This is a genomic window from Serratia sp. CY32780 (assembly GCF_052169135.1).
Classification (GTDB): domain Bacteria; phylum Pseudomonadota; class Gammaproteobacteria; order Enterobacterales; family Enterobacteriaceae; genus Serratia; species Serratia sarumanii.
Window position 1 is genome coordinate 79,526 of sequence record NZ_JBJNLI010000008.1, and the last position, 20,140, is coordinate 99,665.

The following is a 20,140-nucleotide window of genomic DNA, read 5'->3' on the forward strand; positions in this document are numbered from 1 at the left end:
GCAGCCATTGCGGAATCGCTCACCTGAACGGCGGATATGCTAAAATGGCGCATCTTTCGGCTTTCAATCGGACAATGATGATGACGGGACTTTCCGGCAAACATATTGTGCTTGGCATCAGCGGCGGCATCGCCGCTTACAAATGCCCAGAGCTGGTGCGCCGCCTGCGAGACAGGGGTGCGGAAGTGCGCGTGGTGATGACCCACGCCGCCAAGGCGTTCATTACGCCACTGACGCTGCAGGCCGTTTCCGGCTACCCGGTGTCCGACGATCTGTTGGATCCCGCCGCCGAAGCCGCCATGGGCCACATCGAACTCGGCAAGTGGGCAGATCTGGTTATTCTGGCGCCGGCGACCGCCGATCTGCTGGCGCGCGTCGCCGCCGGCATGGCCAACGATCTGCTGACCACCGTCTGCCTGGCGACCGATGCCCCCATCGCCGCCGCGCCCGCCATGAACCAGCAGATGTATCGCGCCGCCGCCACGCAGGCCAACCTGCAAACGCTGCAGGCGCGCGGCATGCTGCTTTGGGGGCCGGACAGCGGCAGCCAGGCCTGCGGCGACGTCGGCCCGGGCCGCATGTTGGATCCGCTGGACATCGTCGACCTGGCGAACGGTCATTTCTCCGCCCCGCAGGATCTGCAACATTTGCAGGTTATGATCACCGCCGGCCCGACGCGTGAAGCGCTGGATCCGGTGCGTTTCATCAGCAACCACAGCTCCGGCAAAATGGGCTTCGCCATCGCCCGCGCCGCCGCCGCCCGCGGCGCGCAGGTGACGCTGATCGCCGGGCCGGTCAGCCTGCCGACGCCGCCATCGGTCACCCGAGTGGACGTCACCAGCGCGCTGGAGATGGAGCAGGCGGTGCAACAGCGCGCCGCGCAACAGCAGATTTTCATCTCCTGCGCCGCCGTGGCCGACTACCGCCCCGAGCGGATCGCCGATGAAAAAATAAAAAAACAGGGTGATGAAATCATCCTCAAGATGGTAAAAAACCCCGACATCGTCGCCGGCGTGGCGGCGATGACCAAAAATCGACCGTTTGTCGTGGGGTTTGCCGCCGAAACCCAGAATGTGGAAGAATACGCGCGGCAAAAACTGGCGCGTAAGAAGCTGGATTTGATTTGCGCTAACGATGTATCGCTTGCAGAGCACGGGTTCAACAGCGACACCAATGCCCTGCACCTTTTTTGGCAGGATGGAGAGAAACGCCTGGCGCTGAGCGACAAGGCACTCCTTGGCCAACGTTTAATAGACGAGATAGTCAGCCGTTATGATGAAAAAAATCGACGTTAAGATCCTCGACCCGCGCATCGGTCAGGATTTCCCGCTACCGACCTACGCCACCCCGGGCTCCGCCGGTCTCGACCTGCGCGCCTGCCTGGACAGCGCGGTAGAGCTGGCGCCGGGTGAAACCACGCTGCTGCCTACCGGCCTCGCGATCCATATCGCCGACGCAAGCCTGGCGGCGGTGATCCTGCCGCGCTCAGGCCTGGGCCATAAGCACGGCGTCGTGTTGGGCAACCTGGTCGGCCTGATCGACTCCGATTATCAGGGCCAGCTGATGGTGTCCGTTTGGAACCGCGGCCAGAAGCACTTCACCATAGAGCCGGGTGAACGCATCGCGCAGATGGTCTTCGTGCCGGTAGTGCAGGCAGAATTCAACCTGGTGGAAGAATTCGACGGCAGCGAGCGCGGCGAAGGCGGCTTCGGCCACTCGGGGCGCCACTAAGCGCCACCCAAGGCATGAGGGCCGGCAGGGAAACGTCGCCTGAACCTTGCCTTTCCGGGGAGAAGGATGTTCTCTGCGGCAAGGTTTTACCGCGACAATTGCAGCGCACACCAGGCAGCGCGGAAAAGGCCGTTAAGGCCGCTGACCCCAGCATCGTAAAAAAGCTATCACATAAGCCGCACAGAGCCTGCTCTGCAGCGGCCGGTGCCCGGGTTTCCGTCAGTTAAGTTTTAGCAAGGGTCTAATCAGACATGGCAGAAAAAGAAAAGACGAAAAGGAATCGGCGCGAGGAAATATTGCAGGCGTTAGCCCAGATGCTGGAGTCCAGCGACGGCAGCCAACGCATCACCACCGCCAAGCTCGCCGCGAACGTGGGTGTTTCTGAAGCTGCGCTGTACCGGCATTTCCCCAGCAAGACACGGATGTTCGACAGCCTGATCGAGTTTATCGAAGACAGCCTGATCACCCGCATCAACCTGATCTTGCAGGACGAGAAAGAGACGTTTAATCGTCTGCGCCTGATTTTACTGCTGATTCTGGGCTTTGCGGAACGCAACCCGGGGCTGACGCGCATCATGACCGGCCACGCGCTGATGTTTGAACAGGATCGCCTGCAGGGCCGCATCAACCAGCTGTTCGAACGCATCGAGGCGCAGCTGCGACAGGTGCTGAAAGAGCGAAAATTGCGCGAAGGCAAAGGCTTTATCGTCGATGAAACGCTGCTGGCCAGCCAGCTGCTGGCCTTCTGCGAAGGCATGTTGTCGCGCTATGTGCGTTCGGAATTCCGCTATCGCCCAACGCAGGAATTCGACGCCCGCTGGCCGCTGTTGGCGGCCCAGCTGCAATAAAGATAACGCCGGGCATGCCCGGCGTTTTTACTTACACCCCGTACTGCTCGCGGTAAGCGCGCACCGCCGCCAGGTGGTCCGCCATTTCCGGCTTCTCTTCCAGATAGGCGATCAGGTCCTTCAGCGTCACGATCGAAATCACCTTGCAGTGATAGTCGCGTTCCACTTCCTGAATGGCGGAGATATCCGCGCGGCCGCGTTCCTGACGGTCGAGGGAAATCAGCACGCCCGCCAGCGAAGCGCCGCTGGCGCCGATGATTTCCATCGACTCGCGGATCGCGGTGCCGGCGGTGATCACATCGTCCACCAGCATCACGCGCCCCTGCAGCAGGCTGCCCACCAGCGAACCGCCTTCGCCGTGCGTCTTGGCCTCCTTGCGGTTAAAGCAGTAAGGCACATCGCGCTCATGGTGTTCCGCCAGCGCCACCGCCGTGGTGGTGGCGATAGGAATGCCTTTATAGGCCGGGCCAAACAGCAGATCGAAATCGATGCCGGAATCCATCAGGGCTTCGGCGTAGAAGCGCCCCAACAGCGCAAGATCGCGCCCGGTATTAAACAGGCCGGCGTTGAAGAAATACGGGCTGGTGCGGCCGGATTTCAGGGTGAACTCGCCGAATTTCAATACCTGCTTGTTAAGCGCGAACTCGATAAACTGGCGCTGATAGGCTTTCATTGCTGCTTCTCCTCGTCTGAATCTGCTTGGGTCTTGTCATTACTGCCGCCCGATCGCCGGGCATAAAAAAGGCGACTTCTCAGTCGCCTTGAAAAATCAGTCCGCCAGCGCCGCTTTCTGCGCCTGGAAGATGGTTTCGATGCCCCCTCGGGCCAACGCCAACAGCGCCAACAGCTCATCGTGGCTGAACGGCTCGCCTTCGGCGGTGCCCTGCACTTCAATCATGCGGCCGTCTTCCATCATCACTACGTTCATGTCGGTTTCCGCCGCGGAATCTTCCACATACTCCAGATCGCACAGCGCTTCGCCATTGACGATGCCGACGGAAACCGCCGCCACCATGCCCTTCATCGGATTGGCTTTCAGCTTGCCGTTGGCCACCAGCGTGTTCAGCGCGTCGGCCAGCGCCACGCAGGCGCCGGAGATGGAAGCGGTGCGGGTGCCGCCGTCGGCCTGCAGTACGTCGCAGTCGAGGGTGATGGTGAATTCACCGAGCTTTTTCAGATCCACCGCGGCGCGCAGCGAGCGAGCGATCAGGCGCTGGATCTCCAGCGTGCGGCCACCCTGTTTGCCTTTGGCGGCTTCACGGGCGTTGCGGCTGTGGGTGGAGCGCGGCAGCATGCCGTACTCGGCGGTGATCCAACCTTGCCCCTGGCCTTTCAGGAAGCGCGGAACGCCCTCTTCTACCGTGGCGGTGCACAAGACTTTGGTATCGCCAAACTCAACCAGCACTGAACCTTCAGCGTGTTTGGTATAGTGACGGGTCAGTGTCAGGGGGCGAACTTGCTGTGGTGCTCTGCCTGCAGGACGCATGGGCTCTCTCCGGCTTCAAATCAACTATTGGCTGCGCATTATACGGGCTTCGTGACGTAATGCCTATCCTGCCCGCAGCCGCGACGCTATAATCGCCCCATCTTTTCCTATTACGGGTACGCATCAATGATCCGCAGCATGACCGCCTACGCCCGGCGTGAAATCAAGGGTGAATGGGGCAGCGCAGCCTGGGAGCTGCGTTCCGTTAACCAGCGCTACTTAGAAACCTACATCCGCCTGCCGGAACAATTCCGCAGCCTGGAGCCGGTGATCCGTGAACGTATCCGTGGCCGCCTGACCCGCGGCAAAGTCGAATGCAACCTGCGTTTCGAGCTGGATCCAAGCGCGCAAAGCTCGCTGATCCTGAACGAAAAACTGGCCAAACAGCTGGTCGAAGCCGCCAACTGGGTGAAAATGCAGAGCGACGAAGGTGAAATCAACCCGATCGACGTGCTGCGCTGGCCGGGCGTGATGTCCGCGCAGGAGCAGGATCTGGACGCCATCAGCGCCGAGCTGATGCAGGCGCTGGACGGCGCGCTGGATGACTTCATCGTCGCACGCGAAAGCGAAGGTGCCGCGCTGAAAACGCTGATCGAACAGCGCCTCGACGGCGTCAGCGCCGAAGTGGTCAAAGTGCGCGCCCAGATGCCGAACATCCTGCAATGGCAGCGCGAGCGCCTGGTCAGCAAGTTGGAAGAGGCACAGGTACAGCTGGAAAACACCCGCCTGGAGCAAGAGCTGGTGCTGATGGCGCAGCGCATCGACGTCGCCGAAGAGCTGGACCGTCTGGAAGCGCACGTGAAAGAGACGCACAACATTCTGAAGAAGAAAGAAGCCGTCGGCCGCCGCCTCGACTTTATGATGCAGGAGTTCAACCGCGAATCGAACACCCTGGCCTCCAAGTCGATCAATGCCGACGTCACCGCTTCCGCCATCGAGCTGAAAGTGCTGATCGAGCAAATGCGCGAGCAGATCCAGAACATCGAGTGATCCTGCCCCGCATGCCATCAAGCCCGCGCCAAGCGGGCTTTTTTATGGCTGCAGATCAGCGATGGGCGGCCGCCTGCTCTTCATCAATCAGCCCCATTTTCTGCAGCTGCACCGCAATGCTCCAGGTTGAGCGCTCGAACTCATCGCTCAGCGCTTCCAGCGTCGCCCCGGCCGCATGGCTCTCACGCAGCCGCAGTTTTTCTTCTTCCGGCCAAGGGAAGTAGGCATTGGCCGGCCGGCCCTCGGCCAGATTCTTCTGCCGCTTCTCCTCCGGCGTCAGCCGGGCTTTTTTCTGCAGTTCGGCTTCACCGTCGAACTCGTTGGCCAACGCGAACAGCAGGCGGATAGCCTCCGGCGCACAGGCCGCCGAAGCCGGTCTCAACAGCTCGCCGGTGTCGGGATTAACGCCGTTGGCCAGCGCCCTGAGCAACGTGCCGGTATTCATCGTTCGCCTCCTTGTCCGAGAAAATACGCGCCGGTCGTGGCGCTTTGTTCAAGCATTTTTCTCTGCCTCTCTCGAGAAAACCACGCTTTACACCATGAAAAAGCGCCAGTTGCGAGCCAGATTCCAGGCGTTTGCACGCGAGTGACGGCGATTGCATCAGGTTGCGAGCCGGCAGGCCTCTGGGCAACCGGCCACCGGGAAGCTTATGAAAAACTGCCGAGCAGCGCGTGCGGATGACAATCGGCAAGATATCCCGCGCGCCATAAGTATTTTGTTCTAATTATCACGCAAGGTAATGAAAGGGTGGCGATGCTGTGGCTAAATGTGTTTTTTTCCTGCCCGTGAACCGTACGGACCGTTTATGCCACAAATTCTGCAATTTATTATGGCTCTGGTGGTGATCATCGCCCTGGCGCTGCTGGTCAGCAATAATCGCAAGAAAATCCGCCTGCGCTATATCATCCAGCTGCTGGTGATCGAAGGCGCGCTGGCCTATTTCTTCCTGCACTCCGCCAGCGGGCTCAGCGTGATCAAACACGTCGCCGGCTTCTTCGACACCCTGCTCGCCTACGCCGCCCAAGGATCGGAGTTCGTGTTCGGCGGCATGAGCAAGGATGGTCTGGCATTCATCTTCCTCGGCGTTTTGTGCCCTATCATCTTTATTTCCGCCCTGATCGGCATTTTGCAGCATTTCCGCATCCTGCCGCTGATCATTCGCCTGGTCGGCACCTTGCTGTCCAAGGTCAACGGCATGGGCAAGCTGGAATCGTTCAACGCCGTCAGCACGCTGGTGCTGGGGCAGTCGGAGAACTTCATCGCCTATAAAGGCATCATCGGCGATATCTCGCCGCGCCGCATGTACACCATGGCCGCGACCGCCATGTCGACGGTATCGCTCTCCATCGTCGGCGCCTACATGTCGATGATCGACGCGCAGTACGTGGTGGCGGCATTGATCCTTAACATGTTCAGCACCTTCATCATTCTGTCGATCATCAACCCGTATCAGGTCGAAGACGAGCCGGAGCTGAAGCTGAACAAACTGCATGAAGATCAGAGCTTCTTCGAAATGTTGGGCGAATACATTCTGGCCGGCTTCAAGATTGCGATGATCATCGCGGCGATGCTGATCGGCTTTATCGCGCTGATCTCCGCCGTCAATGCGTTGTTCTCCGCGGTGCTCGGCATCAGCTTCCAGCAGATCCTCGGCTATGTGTTCTATCCGCTGGCCTGGCTGATCGGTATCCCGGCGGAAGAGGCTCTGAAGGCGGGCAGCATCATGGCGACCAAACTGGTGGCCAACGAATTCGTGGCGATGATTGAGCTGAAGAAAATCGCGGCGGAGCTGTCGCCGCGCGGGCTGGGCATTCTGTCGGTGTTCCTGGTGTCGTTCGCCAACTTCGCCTCCATCGGCATCGTCGCCGGCGCCATCAAGGGACTGAACGAGCAGCAAGGCAACGTGGTTTCCCGTTTTGGCCTGAAGCTGGTTTACGGCTCGACGCTGGTGAGCCTGCTGTCGGCGGCCATCGCCGGCCTGGTGCTGTAATCCCCACTCCCGGCCGCAGGGCCGGGAGTTCGCTTTAAAACGCCACGCACACCGGCGCATCCACCCGCATTACCGAATCCTGCGCAAACTGCTGCTTGTAGCCGCTGCGCAGCGCCTCGATATTCGCCTCGCTCTCTTTGCCCGGCGCATGGATCAGCTGCAGCGCCTTGCTGTTCTCGCGCGCCAGCTTGCCATCGTGGCCCAGCCACTGCCCTTTGGCATCAAAGACCGTCAGCCCGTCTTTAAAGCGCGGCGTCACCTGGCTATCGACGAAGGTTTGCCACTCGGCGGCGGTGATCGCCGGCCCCGCCGGGCGATTCAGGCCGAAGTAGAGCGTTGTCTGCACCAGCGGATCGCCGGTGCGGCAAGCCGGGGCGGGTGGCACAGCCTGGTGGCCTGGCGCCACGCAGCCGCTCAGCAGCAGGGCGGCCACCACGGCGCCGGCGGCCAATCTCGGGGAGTTTTTCATCTGCAGTCTCGGTTTATCGGTTGAAGGATTCGCTGCAAAAAGCATAGTCAGCGATGGAAACCAGCGCGAAATTTCTAATGCTTTCATCAACAGCCAGATGTTAAAAAAGGCTGGTTATCGGCAATAAAAACGGAGTTTGGATTAGCTAAATTAATCCGAAACGCCATCGGTGAAAAAAACTCAGTGGCGCGCGTCCTCGGCGGCGATTACCCTGCCGGCCATCATTCTGACGCAAGTACGCTGTGAATCCCTTATGTTACTGAGCATCCTTTATATCATCGGCATCACCGCCGAAGCCATGACCGGCGCGCTGGCGGCCGGCCGCCGCCAAATGGACATGTTCGGCGTGATCATCATCGCTTCGGTCACGGCGATCGGCGGCGGGTCGGTGCGCGATATGCTGCTCGGGCATTTTCCTTTGGGCTGGGTCAAACACCCGGAATACATCGTCATCGTCGCGATAGCGGCGATCGTCACCACCTGGGTGGCTCCCCTGATGCGCCATTTGCGCCGCCTGTTCCTGGTGCTCGACGCCGTCGGCCTGATCGTTTTCTCGATCATCGGCGCGCAGGTGGCCCTGGATATGGGACACAGCGCCATTATCGCCGCCATCGCCGCAGTGATCACCGGCGTCTTCGGCGGGGTGCTGCGCGACATGTTCTGCAACCGTATCCCGCTGGTTTTCCAGAAAGAGATCTACGCCGGCATCTCCTTCAGCGCCGCCTGGCTGTATATCGGCCTGCAGCACCTCAGCCTGCCGCACAATCTGGTGGTGATCCTCACGCTGGTCGCCGGCCTGAGCGCGCGTCTTATCGCCCTGCGCTTCCGCCTCGGCCTGCCGGTGTTCAACTACCAGCATCCGGATCACTGATCTCGGGGCGGCAACGCGCCGCCGCCGAGGCCAAAACTGCAGAAATGTCGCCCTTCGACGCGCAAATTCGCTCATTCGCCGCTTTTTCCGCGCAAAGCGGCGGGCAAAATGCGAGCTAACGCTGCACCCGGCGCGTTAGCCGTGTATACTGTGCGGAGAAAATACACATCCGCTGTTATTGGCATATCAACCGTTATCAACGAACATCATCATGGCTCAAGGCACGCTTTATATTGTCTCTGCTCCCAGTGGCGCAGGTAAATCAAGTCTGATTCAGGCTTTGTTAAAGACGCAACCGCTGTACGACACGCAGGTTTCGGTTTCGCACACCACGCGCGACAGCCGCCCGGGTGAAAATCACGGCGAGCACTATTTCTTCGTCTCGAAAGACGAATTCCGCCGGATGATCGAGCAGGACGCGTTTCTTGAGCACGCCGAAGTGTTCGGCAACTATTACGGCACCTCGCGCGCCGCCATCGAACAAGTATTGTCGACCGGTGTAGACGTGTTTCTGGATATCGACTGGCAGGGCGCGCAGCAAATCCGCGCCAAAATGCCGCAGGCGCGCAGCATCTTCATTCTGCCGCCGTCGAAGGAAGAACTGGGCCGCCGCCTGCGCGGGCGCGGGCAGGATTCCGAAGAGGTGATCGCCAAGCGCATGGCTCAGGCCGTGGCGGAAATGACGCATTACGCGGAGTACGATTACCTGATCGTGAACGATGATTTCGATCTGGCGCTGTCCGATCTGAAGACCATCATTCGCGCCGAACGCCTGCGTTTGGGCCGCCAGTTGCTGCGGCATGACGCTTTAATCAGCAAACTATTGGCAGACTGAAGGCAGTTTCAGTATCATGCCCAGTCTTTTCGTCACCTGTGGAGTAGCACAAATATGGCACGCGTAACTGTTCAAGACGCTGTAGAGAAAATTGGTAACCGTTTTGACCTGGTGTTGGTCGCTGCTCGTCGGGCGCGTCAGATCCAGACCGGCGGCAAAGATGCACTGGTTCCGGAAGAGAACGACAAGTACACCGTTATCGCCCTGCGCGAAATCGAAGAAGGCCTGATCACCAGCCAGATCCTCGACGTGCGTGAGCGCCAGGAACAGCAAGAGCAGGAAGCCGCAGAGATTCAAGCGGTTACCGCGATTGCTGAAGGTCGTCGTTAATTAGACTGCGAGTCCGCCTTGTACCTGTTTGAAAGCCTGAATCTGCTGATTCAACGTTACCTGCCCGAGGAGCAGATTAAGCGCCTCAAACAGGCATACCTCGTCGCGCGCGACGCGCACGAGGGCCAGACACGCTCCAGCGGTGAGCCTTACATTACTCACCCGGTCGCCGTGGCCTGCATCCTGGCGGAAATGCGTCTCGATCACGAGACGCTGATGGCGGCATTGCTGCACGACGTCATCGAAGACACCCCAGCCACCTATCAAGATATGGAACAGCTGTTCGGCAAGAGCGTCGCCGAACTGGTTGAGGGCGTCTCCAAGCTCGACAAGCTGAAGTTCCAGGACAAGAAAGAAGCGCAGGCGGAAAACTTCCGCAAGATGATCATGGCGATGGTGCAGGATATCCGCGTCGTGCTGATCAAGCTGGCCGACCGTACGCACAACATGCGCACCCTCGGTTCGCTGCGCCCCGACAAACGCCGGCGCATCGCGCGTGAAACCCTGGAAATCTACAGCCCGCTCGCCCACCGTCTGGGTATTCATCACCTGAAGACCGAGCTGGAAGAGCTGGGCTTCGAGGCGCTGTATCCGAACCGTTATCGCGTGATCAAGGAAGTGGTGAAAGCCGCGCGCGGCAACCGCAAAGAGATGATTCAAAAAATCCTCTCCGAGATCGAAGGGCGACTGACCGAAGCCGGCATCGCCTGCCGCGTCAGCGGGCGGGAAAAACACCTCTACTCCATCTACCTCAAGATGCATCTCAAAGAACAGCGTTTCCATTCCATCATGGATATCTACGCGTTCCGGGTGATCGTGAAAGAGGTCGATACCTGCTACCGCGTGCTCGGCCAGGTGCACAGCCTGTACAAACCGCGCCCGGGGCGAGTGAAAGATTACATCGCCATTCCCAAGGCCAACGGCTATCAATCGCTGCATACCTCGCTGATCGGCCCGCACGGCGTGCCGGTCGAAGTGCAGATCCGCACCGAAGACATGGACCAGATGGCTGAGATGGGGGTAGCCGCGCACTGGGCTTACAAGGAAAGAGAACAGGGCGAAACCGGCACCACGGCGCAGATCCGCGCCCAGCGCTGGATGCAGAGCCTGCTGGAACTGCAGCAAAGCGCCGGCAGTTCGTTTGAGTTTATCGAGAGCGTCAAATCCGATCTGTTCCCGGATGAGATTTACGTTTTCACCCCGGAAGGCCGCATCGTCGAGCTGCCCGCCGGCGCCACGCCGGTCGATTTCGCCTATGCGGTGCATACCGATATCGGCCATGCCTGCGTCGGCGCGCGCGTCGATCGTCAGCCGTACCCGCTGTCGCAGTCGCTGACCAGCGGCCAGACCGTCGAGATCATCACCGCGCCGGGCGCGCGGCCCAACGCCGCCTGGCTGAACTTCGTGGTCAGCTCGAAAGCGCGCGCCAAAATTCGCCAGATGCTGAAGAATCTCAAGCGCGACGACTCCGTTGGCCTCGGCCGCCGTCTGCTCAACCACGCGTTGGGCGGCAGCCGCAAGCTGGCCGAAATCCCGCAGGAAAACATTCAGCACGAGCTGGACCGCATGAAGCTGGCGACGCTGGACGATCTGCTGGCGGAAATCGGCCTCGGCAACGCCATGAGCGTGGTGGTGGCGAAGAACCTGCAGGGCGATCAGTCCAGCCTGGGCGCATCCTCCGGCGTGCGTAACCTGGCCATCAAGGGCGCCGATGGGGTGTTGATCACCTTCGCCAAGTGCTGCCGTCCGATTCCGGGCGATCCGATTATCGCTCACGTCAGCCCGGGCAAAGGGCTGGTGATCCACCATGAGTCCTGCCGCAATATTCGCGGCTATCAGAAAGAGCCTGAGAAGTTCATGGCGGTCGAGTGGGATAAAGAGACCGAGCAGGAGTTCATCGCCGAGATCAAGGTGGATATGTTCAACCACCAGGGCGCGCTGGCCAACCTGACGGCGGCGATCAACGCGGCCGAGTCCAATATTCAGAGCCTGAACACCGAAGAGAAAGACGGTCGGGTTTATAGCGCCTTTATCCGCTTGACCACCCGCGATCGCATCCATTTGGCAAACATTATGCGTAAAATCCGTATCATGCCGGATGTGATCAAAGTTAACCGCAACCGAAACTAGCGCTTATGAGTCCTGAACGCTATGCGCGGATTTGTGAAATGCTCGCGACCCGGCAGCCGGATTTGACGGTCTGCCTGGAGCAAGTGCACAAGCCGCATAACGTCTCCGCCATTATCCGCACCGCCGACGCCGTCGGCGTGCATCAGGTCCACGCCGTGTGGCCCACCACCCGCATGCGCACCCTGGTTTCCTCCGCCGCCGGCAGCAACAGCTGGGTCAGCGTCAAAACCCATCGTTCCATCGGCGACGCGGTCGGTCACCTGAAAGCGCAGGGCATGCAAATTCTGGCCACCAACCTGTCTGCGCGCGCGGTCGATTTCCGCGAGGTGGATTACACCCGGCCCACCTGCGTGCTGCTCGGCCAGGAAAAAACCGGCATCACCGAAGAAGCGCTGGCGCTGGCCGATCGGGACATCGTCATTCCGATGATCGGCATGGTGCAATCGCTCAACGTCTCCGTGGCCTCGGCGCTGATCCTGTATGAAGCGCAGCGCCAGCGGCAGAATGCCGGCCTGTATCGCCGCGACAACAGCATGCTGGATAAAGAAGAGCAGCAGCGTCTGCTGTTCGAAGGCGGCTACCCGGTGCTGGCCAACGTGGCCAAGCGCAAAGGGCTGCCACGCCCGCAGATTGACGAGCAGGGCCAGGTGGTCGCCAGCGCCGAATGGTGGGCGGCCATGCAGGCGACGGTGCGCAAATGAAAGGCCGCCTGCTGGATGCTGTCCCACTCACCACGCTTTCCGGGGTTGGCGCCAGCCAGGCGGGCAAACTGGCCAAACTCGGCCTCGAGACCATTCAGGATCTGCTGCTGCACCTGCCGCTGCGCTACGAAGACCGCACCCGCCTCTACCCGATCAACGATCTGCTGCCGGGCATCTACGCCACGGTAGAAGGGGAAGTGCTGCGCAGCGACATCAGCTTCGGCCGCCGCCGCATGCTGACCTGCCAGATCAGCGACGGCACCGGCATCCTCACCATGCGGTTCTTCAACTTCAACGCCGCAATGAAGAACAGCCTGGCCACAGGCCGCCGCGTGACCGCCTACGGCGAGATCAAGCGCGGCAACCACGGCGCGGAAATCATCCATCCGGAATACCGCATTCAGGGCGAAGCCAGCGAGGTTGAGCTGCAAGAGTCGCTGACGCCGGTCTACCCCACCACCGAAGGGGTGCGGCAGGCCACGCTGCGCAAGCTAACCGATCAGGCGCTGGAGCTGCTGGATACCTGCGCTATCGCCGAGCTGCTGCCGCCAGAGCTGAGCGGCGGCCTGATGAGCCTGCCGCAGGCGCTGCACACCCTGCATCGCCCGCCGCCGGACATCCAGCTGGCGGATCTGGAGCTGGGCAAACACCCGGCGCAAAAACGCCTGATCCTTGAAGAGCTGCTGGCGCATAACCTCAGCATGCTGGCGGTGCGCGCCGGCGCGCAGAGCTATCAGGCGCAGCCGCTGCTGCCGGACGATCGGCTGAAAAACCGTTTTCTCGCCCAGCTGCCGTTCTCGCCGACCGGCGCGCAAACGCGCGTGGTGGCCGACATCGAAGCCGATATGCAAAAAGACTTCCCGATGATGCGGCTGGTGCAGGGCGACGTCGGCTCCGGCAAAACGCTGGTGGCGGCGCTGGCGGCGCTGCGCGCCATCGCGCACGGCAAGCAGGTAGCGCTGATGGCGCCGACCGAGCTGCTGGCCGAGCAGCACGCCAACAATTTCCGTCAGTGGTTTGAACCGCTGGGGCTGGAGGTCGGCTGGCTGGCCGGCAAACAGAAAGGCAAGGCGCGCATCGCGCAGCAGGAGGCTATCGCCAGCGGCCAGGTGTCGATGGTGGTCGGCACCCACGCCATCTTCCAGGAGCAGGTGCAGTTCAACGGCCTGGCGCTGGTGATCATTGATGAGCAGCACCGCTTCGGGGTGCATCAGCGGCTGGCGCTGTGGGAGAAAGGCGAAGAGCAAGGCTTCCACGCCCATCAGCTGATCATGACCGCCACGCCGATCCCGCGCACGCTGGCGATGACCGCCTATGCCGATCTCGATACTTCGGTCATCGACGAGCTGCCGCCGGGCCGCACGCCGGTGACCACCGTCGCCATCCCCGATACCCGCCGCGCCGACATCATTCAACGGGTGAAGAGCGCCTGTCTGGAAGAGGGGCGGCAGGCTTACTGGGTATGTACGCTGATCGAAGAGTCCGAGCTGCTGGAAGCGCAGGCGGCGGAAGCCACCTGGGAAGAACTGAAAACCGCGCTGCCAGAGCTGAAGGTAGCGCTGGTGCACGGCCGCATGAAAGCGCAGGAAAAGCAGGCGGTGATGCAGGCGTTTAAACAGGGCGAGCTGCAGCTGTTGGTGGCCACTACGGTGATCGAAGTCGGCGTCGACGTGCCGAACGCCAGCCTGATGATCATCGAAAACCCGGAGCGGCTGGGCCTGGCTCAGCTGCACCAGCTGCGCGGCCGCGTAGGGCGCGGCGCCGTGGCCTCACACTGCGTGCTGCTGTACAAAACGCCGCTGAGCAAGACTGCGCAAACGCGCCTGCAGGTGCTGCGCGACAGCAACGATGGCTTCGTCATCGCGCAGCGCGATCTGGAGATCCGCGGCCCGGGCGAGCTGCTGGGCACCCGCCAGACCGGCAGCGCCGAATTCAAGGTGGCGGATCTGCTGCGCGATCAGGCGATGATCCCCGAAGTGCAGCGCGTCGCTCGCCATCTCCACCAGCACTATCCGGAGCACGCCCAGGCGCTGATCGAACGCTGGCTGCCGGAGAAGGCGCGCTACTCCAACGCATAAAAAAGGGCGCCGCAGGCGCCCTTTTCGCGATGACCCGCGATATCACCCCACCGCCGGGAACACCGGCAGCAGCAGATACAGCTTGATGACGATGGCATTGGCGATATCGATAAAGAACGCCCCCACCATCGGCACCACCAAAAACGCCACGTGCGACGGGCCGAAACGATCGGTGATCGCCTGCATGTTGGCGATCGCCGTCGGCGTGGCGCCCATGCCGAAGCCGCAGTGGCCGGCAGCCAGCACCGCCGCGTCGTAGTTTTTACCCATCACCCGATAGGTGACGAAGATCGCGTACAGCGCCATGACCAGCGTCTGCACCGCCAGGATCGCCAGCATCGGCAGCGCCAGCGAGGCCAGCTCCCACAGGCGCAGGCTCATCAACGCCATCGCCAGGAACAGCGACAGGCTGACATTGCCCAGCACCGACACCGCCCGCTCGAACACGGTATAGAAACCGGTGAAGGCCAGCGTGTTGCTGAGGATCACCCCGACGAACAGCACGCAAACGAAGTTCGGCAGTTCAAACACCGTGCCGCTCAGCAGGCCGGCAATCAGCTGCCCCAGACTCAGACAGATGGCGATCATGGCGATGGTTTCGATCATCACCAGCGAGGTGATCAGACGGCCGCTTTCCGGCTTCTCGAAGCCGCTCGGCTGCACGCTGTCATCCGGGGTGCCTTCCGGCGTGGAGGAGTGCTTGACCAGATAGCGCGCCACCGGGCCGCCGATCAGGCCGCCCAGCACCAGGCCGAAGGTGGCGCAGGCCATGGCGACTTCCGTGGCGTTCTCGAAGCCGTAGCGCTCGATGAATAGCTTGCTCCAGGCCGCCCCGGTGCCGTGGCCGCCCGACAGGGTGATCGACCCGGCGATCAGGCCCATCAGCGGATCCAACCCCAGCATTTTCGCCATGCCGATGCCGATGGCGTTCTGCACGATAAGCAGCCCCAGCACCACGAACAGGAACACCACCAGCACCTTGCCGCCGGCGCGCAAACGCGCCAGGTTGGCGTTCAGGCCGATGGTGGCGAAGAAGGCCAGCATCAGCGGATCCTTCAGCGACATGTCAAAACTGATTTCCCAGTTGACGAGCTTTTTCAGGGCTAACAGCAGGAGGGCCACCAGCAAACCGCCGGCGACGGGAGCGGGAATGGTATATTTTCGCAGCAGAGGAATGGTTCTGACGCACTTGCCCCCGAGGAGCAAAACCAGCGTCGCCGCGACTAACGTGCCATAAGTATCAAGATGAAACATCCAGGTACTCCATGTAAGGAAAAAGATCCAAATAAAAATAATAAGTTATAGAAAACCACTGAGTTTTTAAACTTGATGAGTGCAGGATTAGAAGTAAAAAACGCTGAGATGACAAGAAAAAATGAATGAAAATGCGACATAAACAGGAAAGTCGGCAACATAATATTTACGCGCAACCGTTTGCTTTTGTGGGACGGAGCATTAAAATGCCTGCTTTGCCGTATCTGGAAACGCCACACCATGAGCATGTCATCCTCCGAGCTTGATGCCGCGCGCCAAGCCGCCTCAGAACCCCGCGACAGTGAACTGATTTATCGCCTGGAAGATCGCCCGCCGCTGCCGCAAACGCTGTTTGCCGCCGGCCAGCATCTGCTGGCGATGTTCGTCGCGGTGATCACCCCGGCCCTGCTGATCTGCCAGGCGCTGGGTCTGCCGGCACAGGATACCCAGCACATCATCAGCATGTCGCTGTTCGCCTCCGGTCTGGCTTCCATTCTGCAAATCAAAACCTGGGGGCCGGTGGGTTCCGGGCTGCTGTCGATTCAGGGCACCAGCTTCAACTTCGTTTCGCCGCTGATCATGGGCGGCCTGGCGCTGAAAAACGGCGGCGCCGACGTGCCGACCATGATGGCCGCGCTGTTCGGTACCCTGATGGTCGCCTCCTGCACCGAAATTCTGCTGTCGCGCGTGCTGCATCTGGCGCGCCGCATCATCACCCCGCTGGTTTCCGGCATCGTGGTGATGATCATCGGCCTGTCGCTGATTCAGGTCGGCCTGACCTCGATCGGCGGCGGCTACGCCGCGATGAACGATCATAGCTTCGGCTCGCCGAAAAACCTGCTGCTGGCCGGCGCGGTGCTGGCGGTAATCATCCTGCTGAACCGCCAGCGCAACCCTTACCTGCGCGTGGCTTCGCTGGTGATCGCCATGGCGGTCGGCTATCTGTTGGCCTGGGCGATGGACATGCTGCCCGCCGATGCACCGGCGGCCCCCACGGCGGCAATCACTATCCCCACGCCACTCTATTACGGCCTGGGCTTCGACTGGAACCTGCTGCTGCCGCTGATGCTGATCTTTATGGTCACCTCGCTCGAGACCATCGGCGACATCACCGCCACCTCCGACGTCTCCGAACAGCCGGTCAGCGGGCCGCTGTATATGAAGCGCCTGAAGGGCGGCGTGCTGGCCAACGGCCTGAACTCGATGCTGTCGGCGGTGTTCAACACCTTCCCCAACTCCTGCTTCGGCCAGAACAATGGCGTGATCCAACTGACCGGCGTCGCCAGCCGCTACGTCGGCTTCGTGGTGGCGCTGATGCTGATCGCGCTGGGGCTGTTCCCGGCGGTGGCCGGCTTCGTGCAGCACATCCCCGAACCGGTACTGGGCGGCGCGACCATCGTGATGTTCGGCACCATCGCCGCCTCCGGCGTGCGCATCGTGTCGCGCGAGCGTCTGAATCGCCGCGCCATTATGATCATGGCGCTGTCGCTGGCCGTCGGCATGGGCGTCTCCCAGCAGCCGCTGATCCTGCAGTTCGCGCCGGACTGGCTGAAAACCCTGCTCTCTTCCGGCATCGCCGCCGGCGGTATTACCGCCATCGTGCTGAACCTGGTGTTCCCGCAGGAACACGAGAAAAAGTAACCCGTCCATTGATGTTCAAACGGCCGCTTGCGGCCGTTTTTTATTGTCTATCAGACCATTGCCCTTGAGATGCCCGGCCAATTGCGGCATAAACAGGGTATCTTTTTTGACCGATGCGGATGTAGACGATGAAATTTATCGGAAAGCTGTTGCTGACGTTGCTGCTGCTGATCGTGTTGGCGGTGGTGGTGCTGTACCTGGTGGGGCAAACTCGCTGGGCGGCAGGCCGCCTGAGCGCCTGGATCAGCGACAACAGCGAATACCGCCTGTCGATAGGAAAAATCACCCATTCGTGGAGCCAGCCGGACCAGATCGCTCTGGAAGACGTGCAGCTGGCGCGCAACGGCCAGCCGCAGGCGCTGGTCGCCAAACGCGTCGATCTCGGCCTCAGCCTGCGCCAAATCACCGAACCACGCTATTTCCACAGCGTCACGCTGCGCGACGGCACGTTGAACGTGCAGCCCCAGGCGGCGGCGCTGCCTGTACAGGCCGACGTGCTGCAGCTGAGCAACATGGCGTTGCAGTCCAACGATAGCGAGTGGCAGCTCAACGCGCAGCAGGTCACTGCCGGCATCACGCCGTGGCGCCCGCTGGCCGGCCATCTGCTGGGGGACAACAACCAGTTCCAGTTCAGCGCCGGTTCGATGACGCTGAACGGCATCCCCGCCTCGAAGGTGTTGGTGCAGGGGGAGCTGAAGCAGGGCCAGCTGCTGTTGAACAACTTCGGCGCCGATCTGGCGCAGGGCGACCTGACCGGCGTGGCCAGCCGCGCCGCCGACGGCAGTTGGCAGGTGGATCGCCTGCGGCTGAGCGGCGTGCGCATGCAGACCCCGCTGACGCTGGCGGAATTCATGCAGCGCTTTACCACCCTGCCGCCGGTCACCCTCAAGCGTTTCGATCTGATCGACGCGCGCCTGGAAGGCAAGGCATGGGCGTTTAACGATCTCGATCTGTCGCTGCAAAACGTCAGCGTCGAAAAAGGCGACTGGCGCAGCGAAGACGGCTCGCTCAACGTCAACGCCAGCGACGTGATCAACGGCGGCTTCCACCTGATCGATCCGATCGCCACCCTGCGTCTCTCCTCCGCCGGCATCGCCATTCAACAGTTCACCACCCGCTGGGAAGGCGGGCTGCTGCGCACCTCCGGCAACTGGCTGCGCGCCGGCAAACGCCTGCAGCTGGATGAAGTGGCCATGGCGGCGCTGGAGTACACCTTGCCGAGCGACTGGCGCGAACTGTGGCTGAAACCGCTGCCGGACTGGCTGGCGGAGGTGTACGTCACCAAGCTGACCACCAACCGCAATCTGATCATCGATATCAACCCGGCATTCCCGTTCCAGATCACCGCGCTGGACGGCTACGGCAGCAACCTGCTGCTGGCGCGCGATCGCCAGTGGGGCATATGGTCCGGATCGCTCAACCTGAACGGCAGCGAGGCGACCTTCAACAAGATAGACGTGCGGCGCCCTTCGCTGGCGCTGAACGCCGACGCCAATCAGATTAACGTCACCGAGCTCAGCGCCTTTATGTCTAATGGGTTGCTTGAGGCCAAAGCGACCGTCGATCAGCTGCCGGGCAAGCCGTTCCAGCTGACGCTGCACGGCCGTTCGGTACCGATCAACACCTTGCAGCAATGGGGATGGCAGCCGGTGCCGCTGACGGGCGACGGCAACCTTGAGCTGCAGTTGAAAGGGCTGCTGAACAGCGACGGGCCGTTCAAAGCCTCGTTGAAGGGAAATCTGCAGGCCACCGCCGGCGACGGCCAAGCGGTGAACCAGCAACTGCCGTAATGCCCTGCGCGGCCCGCCCTCAGGCAGGCCGCCGTCTTACTCTTCCAGCGCCTCAGAGCCGCCCTGATCCAGCGGCACATCCGGCTCGGCCGGCAGCACCATGTAGGTGCCTTCGAACACCGCACCTTTATCCTCGTCGCCGAACAGATGCACTTCGGCGTGTACGCGCGCGCGGCGGCCGCGCGCCAGACGCGCCAAGTCGCCGCTCAGCGAGCCGAGATCCGCCACCGCCCGCGGCCTGCCGGTAATCGGTTTGCTGTAGCGAATGTGCGCGTCCGCCAGAATGATGGTGCCGCCGAGGTGGCGCTCGCGCAGCAGCAGCCAAATCAGCCCCCAGGCGGTCAGCGTCGCCAGCGAGAACAGGCTGCCGGCGAACAGCGTGTGGTGCGGATTCTGGTTGCCGGTCTCCGGCATGGTGGTGACGAAGCGCTGGCCGGTGTATTGGCTGATGCGCACGCCCATCTTTTCGCTCAGCGGGATGTGTTCATACCAGGCCTGCTGCAGTTGACCGCACCAGTCGGGGCGATGCAGGATATCGTCCAGCGTCGCTACCGGTTTGATCATCAAAAAGTGGCGGATCGGGGTGGTCTGCGGCGCAGTGATCTCCCCCTGATTGACGAACCCCAGCTTGGCGAAGAAGTCCACCGCGTCTTCACGGGCGCTGCACACCACCCGCTTCACGCCCTCCTGCCGCGCGACGGACTCCAGCGTCATCGCCACCAGCGTCCCCAGCCCTTTATCCTGCAGCGTCGGGTCTACCGCCAGAAAACGGATCGCCGCCTCGTTGTCGGCATTGATGTACAGCCGCCCGATGGCGACGATTTTACCGGCCTCGTCCACCACCATTTGGTGATGGGCCATGGCGTCATAGGCATCCTTTTCCGAACCCACCGGCTGGTGCAGCGGCTTGCGCAGCATTTCCCAGCGAAACTGGTAATACTCCTTCAGTTCTTGCTCTGTTACGGGTACTCGTAGGTGATACATAGACGCCTGTT

19 protein-coding genes are annotated in these 20,140 nt (G+C 61.3%); 13 read left to right on the forward strand and 6 right to left on the reverse strand.

Translation table 11 applies throughout. From position 1 onward, the window contains the following. Positions 1-77 precede the first annotated feature (77 nt). The 3 genes from coaBC to slmA all read left to right on the forward strand — a co-directional run bounded on the left by coaBC (position 78) and on the right by slmA (position 2,579). Positions 78-1,295 carry a bifunctional phosphopantothenoylcysteine decarboxylase/phosphopantothenate--cysteine ligase CoaBC gene (gene coaBC, locus ACJ8HH_RS23075; RefSeq protein WP_033649757.1) on the forward strand — a complete coding sequence of 406 codons (1,218 nt, stop codon included), beginning with the start codon at positions 78-80 and terminating at the stop codon, positions 1,293-1,295. Then, positions 1,273-1,731 carry a dUTP diphosphatase gene (dut, locus tag ACJ8HH_RS23080; RefSeq protein WP_033636478.1) on the forward strand — a complete coding sequence of 153 codons (459 nt, stop codon included), beginning with the start codon at positions 1,273-1,275 and terminating at the stop codon, positions 1,729-1,731. The genes coaBC and dut overlap by 23 nt, the downstream gene beginning before the upstream one ends. 251 nt (positions 1,732-1,982) lie before the next feature. After that, a complete protein-coding gene (slmA, locus tag ACJ8HH_RS23085; protein WP_004931203.1) occupies positions 1,983-2,579 on the forward strand; it encodes a nucleoid occlusion factor SlmA in 597 nt (198 codons plus the stop codon). Between the two features lie 31 nt (positions 2,580-2,610). Here slmA and pyrE read toward each other — a convergent pair whose 3' ends face one another. Both pyrE and rph read right to left on the reverse strand, forming a co-directional pair. Then, positions 2,611-3,252 carry an orotate phosphoribosyltransferase gene (pyrE, locus tag ACJ8HH_RS23090; RefSeq protein WP_060420218.1) on the reverse strand — a complete coding sequence of 214 codons (642 nt, stop codon included), beginning with the start codon at positions 3,250-3,252 and terminating at the stop codon, positions 2,611-2,613. Positions 3,253-3,348: 96 nt separating this feature from the next. After that, the gene (gene rph / locus ACJ8HH_RS23095) at positions 3,349-4,065 is read right to left on the reverse strand and encodes a ribonuclease PH (RefSeq protein ID WP_025160305.1); all 717 of its coding nucleotides are present in this window, start codon (positions 4,063-4,065) and stop codon (positions 3,349-3,351) included. A gap of 126 nt (positions 4,066-4,191) precedes the next feature. Here rph and ACJ8HH_RS23100 point away from each other — a divergent pair, with 126 nt between their 5' ends. Next, positions 4,192-5,055, forward strand: coding sequence for a YicC/YloC family endoribonuclease (locus ACJ8HH_RS23100; protein WP_015379441.1), 864 nt, complete (start codon positions 4,192-4,194; stop codon positions 5,053-5,055). 55 nt (positions 5,056-5,110) lie between these two features. Here the strand turns inward: ACJ8HH_RS23100 and ACJ8HH_RS23105 are convergent, their stop codons facing one another. Further along, the gene (locus tag ACJ8HH_RS23105) at positions 5,111-5,500 is read right to left on the reverse strand and encodes a hypothetical protein (protein WP_033636479.1); all 390 of its coding nucleotides are present in this window, start codon (positions 5,498-5,500) and stop codon (positions 5,111-5,113) included. A gap of 361 nt (positions 5,501-5,861) precedes the next feature. Between ACJ8HH_RS23105 and ACJ8HH_RS23110 the strand changes: the two genes are divergently transcribed. Beyond that, complete coding sequence (locus ACJ8HH_RS23110; protein WP_004931212.1) at positions 5,862-7,046, forward strand: NupC/NupG family nucleoside CNT transporter; 1,185 nt, start codon at positions 5,862-5,864, stop codon at positions 7,044-7,046. A 34-nt stretch (positions 7,047-7,080) separates the two neighbouring features. On the opposite strand, the gene ACJ8HH_RS23115 is transcribed toward ACJ8HH_RS23110, so the two are convergent. After that, entirely contained in the window at positions 7,081-7,515 is a 435-nt protein-coding gene (locus tag ACJ8HH_RS23115) for a DUF3574 domain-containing protein (RefSeq protein ID WP_060388469.1), read from the reverse strand. A gap of 253 nt (positions 7,516-7,768) precedes the next feature. Here ACJ8HH_RS23115 and ACJ8HH_RS23120 point away from each other — a divergent pair, with 253 nt between their 5' ends. From ACJ8HH_RS23120 to recG, 6 genes are all read left to right on the forward strand, one after another. Continuing rightward, complete coding sequence (locus ACJ8HH_RS23120; RefSeq protein ID WP_025304704.1) at positions 7,769-8,386, forward strand: trimeric intracellular cation channel family protein; 618 nt, start codon at positions 7,769-7,771, stop codon at positions 8,384-8,386. Positions 8,387-8,597: 211 nt separating this feature from the next. Then, positions 8,598-9,221 carry a guanylate kinase gene (gene gmk, locus ACJ8HH_RS23125; protein WP_033636481.1) on the forward strand — a complete coding sequence of 208 codons (624 nt, stop codon included), beginning with the start codon at positions 8,598-8,600 and terminating at the stop codon, positions 9,219-9,221. 54 nt (positions 9,222-9,275) lie between these two features. Further along, the gene (gene rpoZ / locus ACJ8HH_RS23130) at positions 9,276-9,551 is read left to right on the forward strand and encodes a DNA-directed RNA polymerase subunit omega (protein WP_004931221.1); all 276 of its coding nucleotides are present in this window, start codon (positions 9,276-9,278) and stop codon (positions 9,549-9,551) included. A gap of 18 nt (positions 9,552-9,569) precedes the next feature. After that, a complete protein-coding gene (gene spoT, locus ACJ8HH_RS23135; protein ID WP_019452189.1) occupies positions 9,570-11,681 on the forward strand; it encodes a bifunctional GTP diphosphokinase/guanosine-3',5'-bis pyrophosphate 3'-pyrophosphohydrolase in 2,112 nt (703 codons plus the stop codon). A gap of 5 nt (positions 11,682-11,686) precedes the next feature. Then, positions 11,687-12,382, forward strand: coding sequence for a tRNA (guanosine(18)-2'-O)-methyltransferase TrmH (gene trmH, locus ACJ8HH_RS23140; protein WP_043148430.1), 696 nt, complete (start codon positions 11,687-11,689; stop codon positions 12,380-12,382). Beyond that, complete coding sequence (gene recG / locus ACJ8HH_RS23145) at positions 12,379-14,460, forward strand: ATP-dependent DNA helicase RecG (protein ID WP_033636486.1); 2,082 nt, start codon at positions 12,379-12,381, stop codon at positions 14,458-14,460. The genes trmH and recG overlap by 4 nt, the downstream gene beginning before the upstream one ends. Positions 14,461-14,502: 42 nt before the next feature. Here the strand turns inward: recG and gltS are convergent, their stop codons facing one another. Then, positions 14,503-15,714, reverse strand: coding sequence for a sodium/glutamate symporter (gene gltS / locus ACJ8HH_RS23150; protein ID WP_033649747.1), 1,212 nt, complete (start codon positions 15,712-15,714; stop codon positions 14,503-14,505). 240 nt (positions 15,715-15,954) lie between these two features. On the opposite strand from gltS, the gene ACJ8HH_RS23155 reads away from it, so the two are divergent. Together ACJ8HH_RS23155 and ACJ8HH_RS23160 are read left to right on the forward strand one after the other, a co-directional pair. After that, a complete protein-coding gene (locus tag ACJ8HH_RS23155; protein ID WP_060452100.1) occupies positions 15,955-17,355 on the forward strand; it encodes a nucleobase:cation symporter-2 family protein in 1,401 nt (466 codons plus the stop codon). 128 nt (positions 17,356-17,483) lie between these two features. Beyond that, positions 17,484-19,145, forward strand: a complete 1,662-nt coding sequence (locus tag ACJ8HH_RS23160) for an AsmA family protein (RefSeq protein WP_060452099.1) — start codon at positions 17,484-17,486, stop codon at positions 19,143-19,145. Positions 19,146-19,181: 36 nt separating this feature from the next. On the opposite strand, the gene fabY is transcribed toward ACJ8HH_RS23160, so the two are convergent. Next, a complete protein-coding gene (fabY, locus tag ACJ8HH_RS23165; protein WP_033636491.1) occupies positions 19,182-20,129 on the reverse strand; it encodes a fatty acid biosynthesis protein FabY in 948 nt (315 codons plus the stop codon). Positions 20,130-20,140 lie beyond the last annotated feature (11 nt).